This is a genomic window from Okeania sp. SIO2B3 (assembly GCF_010672525.1).
GTDB lineage: Bacteria > Cyanobacteriota > Cyanobacteriia > Cyanobacteriales > Microcoleaceae > Okeania.
On the sequence record NZ_JAAHGH010000162.1, the window covers coordinates 1 to 10,165 of the forward strand.

Below are 10,165 nucleotides of genomic sequence, written 5' to 3' on the forward strand. Positions count from 1 at the left end.
CTGATACAGAAAATTGGATTGTTATCAACACAGGAGGAGGACATCACTTCTGTTAACACTGCGGTCAGGGCTTCCTTGGCTGAAGAATCCCGCGCTCTCCCGTAGGGGAGCGTCGGGAGTATGTCAATGAGAGAAAACTATTTGATAGATACTAATAAGCCGCCAAGCCATTTAGTAATCCAGTTAAAATTTGAGCAACAAACTGGAGAGCAAATATAGCGATTATGGGAGAAAAGTCTATACCTCCCAAGGGTGGGATAATAGAACGAAATATATTTAGATAAGGATCTGTCAACTGACTCAATACAGAAAATGGTGGATCGTACCAGTTAATATTAGGGAACCAACTTAATAAGATCCTAATGAACATTAAAATTAAATATATTTGTACAAATGTTCCTAAAGTTTGGGCTAATAGTCCTATGGATGCATTCATAAGTTTTATTATTCTAATACTACAAGAAATTATATAGATTTTAAGGTATAGTTTAGCACAGTTTTGTGTAGCTAACCTCTCATTATAAGTTATCTCTAAAATCTATTCCATAACAATTAATAATTTGAGGATTCTTCAGAGAGTGATCGCCCAGTCTTTGCCAAATTTCCATTAACACCATTTATTTGTTGGCGCACTTCATCAATTGCTTGATGCAACTGGGCTATTTTACCTTCCAAACTTTGACGAGTCTCTTCTATAATTTCTGATTCTTTTATGGCTTTTTGTTTTTCAGTATCTTCTTGAGTCTCTAATAAATTTTCTGCTTCATCTGCATCATTAGACACTCTTGATCCTACTAAAATTCCCAATAATCCACCGACCAGGCCGCCAACTGCTACTCCTGCAATCAAACCACTTGCAAAACCATCTCTATTACTCATATTTAGCAAATAGCTAATCATTTATATTAACTTCTATCTTCAAAAATAGCATATTTTTAATAGAATCTCAATAATCAATTAGTTTTGATTTGCTTCAAGTGGCCAGTAAGATCAAATCCGGTATTATTTATATAGTTGGGAGTAGGATACCCACCCGCGGGGCCAGCGGGTGGGTTAACTTCTGACTGTAATGAAGTGTGTCTTACATTCTGTAGTGGCTGTGTGCGGAACTATTCCCGCACTTTAAAAGCGGCGTAGGAGACCTCAGAATTACACACTCGCTTCTGACTTCTGACTTCATTAATATTGGAGATTTCTATTACATAACCAGATTCTATGGGCAACCCACCAGATTTGATATAACTAGGGCTTGCTGATTAAATATCAAAGCATTGACATATAAGGGTTGTAGAATTTTTTTGTCTAAAAAAGTGTCAGCTTTTCGGTGGAAAGAGCTGCAAAAAGCTCATATTTTGGGACGATTATGGCAGAAAAATCACTCTTACAATTTTTCCGACTACCTCCTCTATAATTCCCATTTATCCTGAGTTACCCTCCCAGGAGAGGGAGGGGTTAGGGGTGGGTTGACTCCTGAGAACTGACTCCTACCCCTAGCAAAAGACTTTATTCAGCAAACCCTAACTAAGTACCAAAAGTTCGATCGCCAGCATCGCCAATACCTGGTATAATATAGCCGACATCATTAACAACCTCGTCAATAGTTGCTGTATAGATAACCAAGTTAGGATAAGTGGTACTCAACTTTTGTAGAGCAGGAGGAGCTGCTACTACAGAAATTATTCTGACTGAAGCAACATCAACCCCACGCTCAGTTAATTCAGTCATCGCCTGCATAATTGTGCCACCAGTAGCTAACATTGGGTCGCAAATCAAAACCTTAACACTAGGGGGAAACTGGGGAGGTAGTTTATTCAAATAACAGCTAGGTTCGAGAGTTTCTTCATTTCTAACTATTCCCAGATGATAGATGGATGCCAATGGTAAAACAGTTTGCGCTCCTTCTAATAATCCTAGACCAGCTCGGAGAATTGGTATTACTACGACAGGGATTTGAGGATTAACAAAAGTAGCAGGACATTCAGCTAAAGGAGTTTGTACTGTTGTTTCTACTATTGGTAACCAATCTCGAATTGCTTCATAGGTTAACCATCGACCTAATTCTGTCATTGCAGAGCGAAATAAAGCAGAGGGTGTATTTATGTCACGAGCTACACCTAACCAATGTTTTACTAAAGGATGAGGTGGGACATAAACACGAAGTTGCATAGTCACGATCGCAAAATTCCCATAAAATACCAATTTATTAATCTTAAATTATCATATAACTATTGGAGAAGGAAAGAAAGAAAGAAGGAAAGAAGACTTTAGTTATCTAGCACAGAAGGGAAAAGTGGATGGGGAATAAAACCCCAACAAGCTTTTAGGCATTGCGGATAACGGTGGGGTATTATTCCAATTTTGAAAAATAATGTTACGAGTAGTAAGTGTGAATAAATTACTTTACAGGAAATGTTCCTTTAACGAAAAAGATAATTTACGACCTAAAAAATGGAATTGAAGCCATTCCCATACGACTCGTTCCTCCTGAGTTCCCCCCCCAGGAGGGGAGGGGTTAGGGGTGGGTTTACTCCTAATAAATAGCCTAGTTATTTGTAGCAAACATTTATCAAATTGGTATTAAACCTATCAGGGAAAAGATCGATAAAAAATTTAGGATTAAATATATAGGGTTTCTCAAGTTACTGAGGTAAAGTTGTTTTTCTTTTTTTCTATTCCCTACTCCCTACTCCCTACTACTCTTTCTTCCCTATTCCCTAAAATCCAAAACTTATCTATTTTAGCAATTATCAAATTGCTATATATACAGCGCTTCCCGTTGCCAGTGAGGTACACCCCGAAGCGTGCAAGATGCCTGCAATACAATATTTTCATCATTTACCCTGTACCTCATTTGCCCGAAATATGCTGTATCTACTGGCGTGACACGCCTAAAACTGCGTAATAAATTTTTGTTTCTAGGTGTCTTTATCTCCCCATCTCCCCATCTCCCCATCTCCCCATCTCCCCATCTCCCCATCCCTCCATCTAATCAACCATTTTAGCTGTGTCACGCCACTACTAAACTTTGATTGACTCAAATTAAACACTATTAACATCATAAGCGCTACACTAAAATCTAGCAAATTTTCAAAGGTGTTACTATGACAATTTCTCTGCCATCTCAGTCATTAACTGATAAATTTCCTCCAATACTTGAATATGATGCAATAGTTATCGGTTCTGGTATTGGTGGTTTAGTTACAGCTACTCAACTTGCAGCTAAAGGAGGCAAGGTTATAGTATTAGAAAGTTATACTATTCCTGGTGGTAGTTCCGGTTACTTTGAAAGGAAGGGATACACATTTGATGTTGGTGCATCAATGATATTTGGTTTTGGCAAAAAAGGTACAACAAATTTATTGACTCGTGCTTTAGATGCGGTAAATGTTAGCATAGAAACAATTCCCGACCCGGTACAAATACATTATCATCTACCAGATAATTTAGAGTTAAAAGTTCACCAAGAATATGAAAAGTTTATCAAAGAATTAACTCAAATATTTCCCCATGAAACAAAAGGAATTAGTCAATTTTATGATGAATGTTGGAAAGTATTTAATTATCTCAATTCTATGGAGTTATTATCTCTAGAAGAATTACAATATCTCTCCAAATCATTTTTTCAACATCCTGGTTCTTGTCTGGGTTTATTGAAGTATTTACCCCAAAATGTAGGTGATGTTGCACGTCGATATATTAGCGATAAACAATTATTAAAGTTTATTGATATGGAATGTTATTGTTGGTCAGTAGTGCCAGCAGATTTAACGCCAATGATTAATGCTGGAATGGTGTTTTCCGATCGGCATTATGGTGGTATTAATTACCCTAAAGGTGGTGTGGGGAAAATTTCTCAAAAATTAGTAGAAGGTTTGGAGAAAACAGGGGGAGAAATTAGATATAAATCTCGGGTTCAACAAATCATTATTGAACAGGGAAAAGCGGTAGGAGTTAAGTTAACTAATGGAAAGGTTTATCGAGGTAAACGGGTTATTTCTAATGCGACGAGATGGGATACTTTTGGCAAGTTAATTCCAGCAGAAAATATACCGCCAAGTGAGAAAAAATGGCGTAGTAATTATCAAAAGTCACCAAGTTTTTTAAGTTTACATTTAGGAGTTGAAGCTTCTGTATTTCCAGAATGTACAGAATGTCATCATATTGTGTTAGAAAATTGGGAGAAAATGGAGGATTCAGAAGGTACTATTTTTGTCTCTATTCCTACACTTCTAGACCCAGGTTTAGCGCCAGAAGGTTATCATATTGTTCATAGTTTTACACCTAGTTATATAGAAGATTGGCAAGGATTAAGTATCAAAGAATATGAAGCAAAAAAAGAGGAAGCTGCGGGGAGGGTTATTGATAGATTAGAAAAGATTTTTCCTGGTTTAGATGCTGGTTTAGATTATATGGAAGTAGGAACAGGTCGTTCCCATCAGAGATTTTTAAATCGCGAAGATGGTACTTATGGACCTATTCCTCGTCGTAAGTTAAAAGGTCTATTAGCAATGCCATTTAATCGTACTGCAATACCTGGTTTATATTGTGTTGGAGATAGTACATTTCCTGGTCAAGGTTTAAATGCTGTGGCATTTTCTGGTTTTGCCTGCGCTCATAAAGTTGCTGTTGATTTAGGATTGAAAAAAGGATGATTTTAAGGCAGAAGGCATCCCCCCTACCCCCCCCTTTGAAAGCAGAAGGGGGGAAGTAGAAATAAAAATTGCTTATGGATTAAACCCCAAACAATTTTAAGCACTTTGTAGACGGTTGGGTATTAAACCTACCACAGAAAAGATAATTAATTCTCCTTAAAAGAAGAGAGTTTACTAAAATAATTTTTTTCTTTTTCATCCTTAAAAACAGAGGCTTGAAATCTTCATAATTCAGTAATTAAAGATTAAGGGAAGATTGAAAATAAAGTTTTTTACTTTAATGTTTTTTCTTTCTTCCTTTCTCATAAAATATGATATACATAATTTTTTAAGAGATTGTTTGTATACAAAAGATTAAAAGGTGTGGGGTGCGTTGATCTAAATTTAATGTTGAGCAATTAAGAATAGCGCAGAACCCCCCTACTATTGCAACATTTTAGGCGTGTTACGCCACTACATAATTTATTAATATCATGTCCGGTAGCATCGTTTGTGTATAAAATTAAGGTGACAATAGGAGAAAAGCTCCTGCCTCCAGCATAGCTGCCTTCCTTCCACCAAAGTCTAATTATTCAACCGGACATGATATAATGAGGAAATTGCTGTATGTTTAATCCCCTCAATTTAAGTACAGTTAAAATTATTGCACTGATAGGATTAATGATATTTGGATTAATTTCTACATTGGCGATATCCAGTTTTCTTAAAACTACGAATATAATCAAAAATCAATCTATTGATTCTCAGTTTGTTATTAATGAATCTCCCCAACAAATAATCAAAAATCAATGGATAATTAGCTCTACTCAAGCTCGGGAATTAGTTGCACAAGGAGCAACAATTTTAGATGCTCGTTCTTGTAAAATATTGAATCCTCAAAGTTTGTTAAACGCAACTTGTATAAGTTGGCAAGAATTTTCTCAGTCTCAATCTCCATTTAAAGGAAAGTTACTTACAGATGACAAAATTTTGACAGAAAAATTACAAGCTATAGGCATTTTTAATCATCAACCAGTAGTAGTATTTGGCAATACCATAAATGGTTGGGGAGAGGATGGCAGAATAGTTTGGATGTTACGCACTTTAGGTCATCAAAAATCCTTTTTAGTAGATGGAGGTTTTACTGCTTTAGTTAAAGGGGGTTTTCCTACAGTTAAGTTTACGAAAAATAATTCTCCACCTAGAGGAGATTTTGTTGTTAATCGGAATGAAAATTGGCATATTAGTCAGAATGAATTAAAAACAAGTTTAGGAAAAGATAATCTGGTAATTATTGATACTAGAGAACCACAAGAATATGCTGGAAAAACACCTTATGGAGAACAACGTGGGGGTCATATTCCAGGGGCAATTCATATCTATTTTAAGTATTGGTTAGATAATAATGGGATGTTATTATCGCGGGATAAAATTTTAGAAATGTTGACAGAAAAGGGAATTACAAAAGATAAAGTTATTGTTACTTATTGTACGGGTGGTGTACGTTCTGCTTGGTCAACTTCTGTATTGATATATTTGGGATTTAAGGTGAAAAATTATTCTGGTTCTATGTGGGAATGGTCAGCTAGTAGTGCAAATATTTATCCTTTGGAAATCTCTAGAAAAGAGGGAATAGGGGAGTAGGGGAGTGGGGGAGAAATAAACATAAGAATAATTAACATTAACTGAGCTGCTAATTAGGGTTTGCTGATTAATTATCAAAGCATTGCCAAATAGAAGGTTGAGCATTTTTTTGGTCGAAAAAAGTTCAAGCTTTTAGGTGGCTGTTGTTCAAAAAGGAGCGCATTTTCAGGAAACAAGGGCGAAAAAATTAAGGGGCAATTCTTTCTTCTACCTCCTCTATAGTTCCCCGTTCCTCCAGTATAGCTGTCTCCTACCCTCACCCATAAGACTTTTTCAGCAAGCCCTAATTAACAAAAAGGGACTTTGTCTGTATTAATTATTTAATAACTGAAGTGTCACCTAAGTATAGTATTAATGCATGAGAATTGGTATTATACCAGTTTGATAAATCTTTGCTACAAATATTTAGGTTACCGCTTAGGAGTCAGGAGACAGGAGTCAGAATGAATAGGTTTGATACTATTTTTTATTTAGTAATTTATCTTGTTCGTCCAATAGATATTTCCTATAAATTACTTTAATACTGCTTACTATTTGTAACATTCTTTTTTCAAAATGGTATTAAAGCCAAAATAAAAAAAACCTATCCCACTAATAATATTTTTGGTAAAAACCCTAAATATTTTGAGAGTTAAAAACGAAAAATTAAGCTTTGAAAACACGTTTTACTTAAACAAATAAACTTGTTACAAAATAATTAATAATTAATTATTAATTATTAATTATTAATTATTAAATAATTCGCGCCTTGAAGCCTCCCCTTGATCGGGGAAAAAGCGGTCGTTTTGCTACGCAACATGTAAAGCGCAGCTTCCCGAAGGGTGGGATGGCTAGGTCTCCTCGCCATATCCATGAGACCAAGAAAAGAAATAATATTTCCTTATATTCAATCAAGGACGGTTTTAACCAGAGGTAATTATCAATTATCAATTATCAATTAATGAAAGCGCTTCCCGTTGCCCGTGAGGTAAACCCCGAAGCGGGCAAGATGCCCCACTACAATATTTTCATCATTTACCCTGTACCTAATTTGCCCGAAATATGCTGTAAAAATAGTGGGATAGGTTCAAAAGAAAAAAATCAATGATTAATAGTTAAGTTTTTAGAGATGAAATTGAATAATATAATGTTTTTCAAGTTACTGAGGTATAGTTGTTTTGTTTCTTTTTTATTCCCTACTCTCTAAAACAAAGGAATTTTTTACCTCACCAGTATGAGAATTCCTATATCTAAATATTTAGATAAATGATCGGCAATAATACTGACTAAGTAGCCATGTATTAAGCAATAATTATTGTATAATAAGAAAAATAATTCCCCAGTAAATTTTGAATGGAATTTAGTGCTAATTATGGATGAATTCAACTTGATAATTGAAGAGTCGCAGAGAATATTAACACGTTCAGAACTTCCACTACCAGCATCAGTAGAAGTTTCTCCAGAGGTAATATCAACAAACCCAGATTTTCCACCGCCACCACCATCGGAAGTTTCTCCAGAGGTAATTACTCCAGTGGAAAATTTCCCAGAAACTAATGATATAGTTTTGATTAGTAATCCTGGGTTAAATTTCGATTCCCCAATTCCTTCAAATAATAATCCAACTATAGAATTTTCTGACCTTTTAGGAGGCAGTAATTTTGAAGATGGAGGAGGCATAACTACGGACGAAGAAGGCAATATTTACATTACTGGTAGTACTAACTCTATAGATTTTCCAGTAACTGCAAATGCTGTACAAAATAGTTTTGCTGGAGGTAATGAATTTGGTTCTGGCGATGCTTTTGTTGCTAAATATTCTCCTGATGGAACTCTGATTTATTCTACATATATAGGTGGAAGTGGTGATGATTTTGGTACAGATATTGAAGTAGATGAAAGTGGAGATATCTACGTCACAGGTAATACTAATTCTGTTGACTTCCCGACAGTAAATGCTTTGCAAGATACTTATGGTGGCGGAGAATTTTCAGGAGATGCTTTTGTAATTAAACTATCTGATGATGGTACTAATATTGAATATTCTACTTATTTAGGTGGGCAAGATAACGATTTTAGTCGTGGTATTGCTTTAGATGATAATGGCAATGTTTATATAACAGGAGATACAGGTGCTTTACTCCGTTTTCCTATCGTCCCTCTTACTGGTATTGGCGACTTTCCTACTACAGAAAATGCCCTACAAAATACTTTAATTAGTGAATTTAATCGTGATGCTTTTGTCAGTAAAATATCTACTGATGGTAGTGAATTAATCTACTCAACTTTATTTGGTGGAAATGGTACGGAGGTAAGTAACGATATTACTATAGATAGTAGTGGCAATGCTTATATAACTGGTGATACTCGCTCCGCTGACTTTCCCACTGAAAATGCAGTACAAAATTCTTTAGGTGGAGACCGAGATATATTCATTGCCCAACTTAATAGTGACGGTAGCGACCTAATTTTTTCCACTTATTATGGTGCGGTAGATGGAGATACTGGTAATAGCATTGCTGTAGATGAAGTGGGTAACATTTATGTAGGAGGATCTTCCGGTAGTCAAATTATCGGAGGTGATGCAGTAGTACCCCCAGTTGGAGAGTTTCCCACTGTTAATGCTTTGCAAGATAATTTTGGTGGGGGTGAAAGTGACGGAATTTTGATGAAAGTGAATAGCGATCACTCTATTGGATATGCGACTTATTTAGGTGGAGCAAATTTCGAGTCTATCGAAGGTCTTGATATTGATGGGGTTGGCAATACTTATATTATTGGCAACGATAATTTTGCTGATGCTTTTGTCAGAAAAATATCTAACGATGGTGGAACTATAGAATATTCAATTTCCTTTGAGACCAACAATAATTTGGGTATATTTGGCAATGATATTGCAGTAGACGAAATTGGTAATGCTTATATTGTCGGTTCCAGCAACTCCACTGTTTTTCCTGAATTTATTCCAGGTGGTAGTAGTACAGCGAGCGATATTTTTGTTGCCAAACTAAACTCTAATAGTCAACCTCCAAATATTCCCTCCCCCAATATTCCCAGCACTTTCAACGAAAATCTTTACTTGCTAGAAAATTCCGCTGTAGCAGATGCTGTGGCAAATGGTGTATTTAGTAACGGGTTTGAACATTGGTTAGAATTTGGCTTTTTAGAAGGGCGATCGCCTCAGTTTGCTTTTGATGAAGAATTTTATCTGACTACTTACCCAGAAATTGCTGATGCTGTGACAAATGGTTTATTTATCAATGGGTTAGAACATTATATTCGGTTTGGCCAAACTGAAGGGCGTCAAGCAGTTGCTTAATTTGATAGACATAGGAGTGAAAATCAAAAATCAAATCAATTCTTATCCATCAATTATCAATTATTCCCCTCCTGGGAGGGGTTAGGGGTGGGTTCCCTGTTCCGGTGTTCTCTGTTCCCTCTTTTCTGGAGATATCTAATTATAGATATAGGGGTAAATTTTTCGGCGTTGCTGATTGGTAATGATTTTTAGATTAAGTATTAACGAAAAAAAGTATGTTTTCCAATATTACCTTCAGCTATTGGTCATTACATTTCAGCAATGCAAATTTTTTGATAGTCGCGCATAGTAATGGTAGATGGGGAAGAACAATGCAAGTTCAAGGGAGCAAGATGTTCCCACTGCCATTTCCCTTGAGAAAATAATTACAATAGACATAGGAGTGGAAATTACACTTATGGATAATTTTGTGTGTTTTTTTTCAGAAATTTTCTTCCCTTTTTCCTACTTCTGCAAAAAGTCTATTTTTTTTCACCAGATGTTTAATAGACCACCATTAGACATAGGAGTAGAAATTACACATATAGATCATTTTTTGTGTATTTTTTCAGAAATTTTCTTCCCTTTTTCCTACTTCTGCAAAAAGTCTATT

Annotated in this window: 7 protein-coding genes; 3 read left to right on the plus strand and 4 right to left on the minus strand. The window is 35.7% G+C overall.

The window, feature by feature from the left end:
• Nucleotides 1–151: 151 nt before the first annotated feature.
• The 4 genes from F6K15_RS36040 to F6K15_RS36055 all read right to left on the minus strand — a co-directional run bounded on the left by F6K15_RS36040 (nucleotide 152) and on the right by F6K15_RS36055 (nucleotide 2,977).
• Entirely contained in the window at nucleotides 152–436 is a 285-nt protein-coding gene (locus F6K15_RS36040; protein ID WP_293070643.1) for a YggT family protein, read from the minus strand.
• Between the two features lie 116 nt (nucleotides 437–552).
• A complete protein-coding gene (locus F6K15_RS36045) occupies nucleotides 553–879 on the minus strand; it encodes a hypothetical protein (RefSeq protein ID WP_293070645.1) in 327 nt (108 codons plus the stop codon).
• 642 nt (nucleotides 880–1,521) lie between these two features.
• Nucleotides 1,522–2,172 (minus strand): uracil phosphoribosyltransferase, encoded by a 651-nt coding sequence (gene upp, locus F6K15_RS36050; RefSeq protein ID WP_293070654.1) that lies wholly within the window; start codon nucleotides 2,170–2,172, stop codon nucleotides 1,522–1,524.
• Nucleotides 2,173–2,755: 583 nt separating this feature from the next.
• On the minus strand, nucleotides 2,756–2,977 hold the full coding sequence (locus F6K15_RS36055; RefSeq protein WP_293070647.1) for a hypothetical protein: 222 nt from the start codon (nucleotides 2,975–2,977) through the stop codon (nucleotides 2,756–2,758).
• Between the two features lie 124 nt (nucleotides 2,978–3,101).
• Here F6K15_RS36055 and crtH point away from each other — a divergent pair, with 124 nt between their 5' ends.
• The 3 genes from crtH to F6K15_RS36070 all read left to right on the plus strand — a co-directional run bounded on the left by crtH (nucleotide 3,102) and on the right by F6K15_RS36070 (nucleotide 9,573).
• A complete protein-coding gene (gene crtH / locus F6K15_RS36060) occupies nucleotides 3,102–4,652 on the plus strand; it encodes a carotenoid isomerase (protein WP_293070649.1) in 1,551 nt (516 codons plus the stop codon).
• 606 nt (nucleotides 4,653–5,258) lie between these two features.
• Nucleotides 5,259–6,275, plus strand: a complete 1,017-nt coding sequence (locus F6K15_RS36065) for a sulfurtransferase (RefSeq protein ID WP_293070651.1) — start codon at nucleotides 5,259–5,261, stop codon at nucleotides 6,273–6,275.
• Between the two features lie 1,351 nt (nucleotides 6,276–7,626).
• Nucleotides 7,627–9,573: an SBBP repeat-containing protein gene (locus tag F6K15_RS36070; protein WP_293070652.1), complete on the plus strand. Its 1,947-nt coding sequence runs from the start codon at nucleotides 7,627–7,629 to the stop codon at nucleotides 9,571–9,573.
• Nucleotides 9,574–10,165 lie beyond the last annotated feature (592 nt).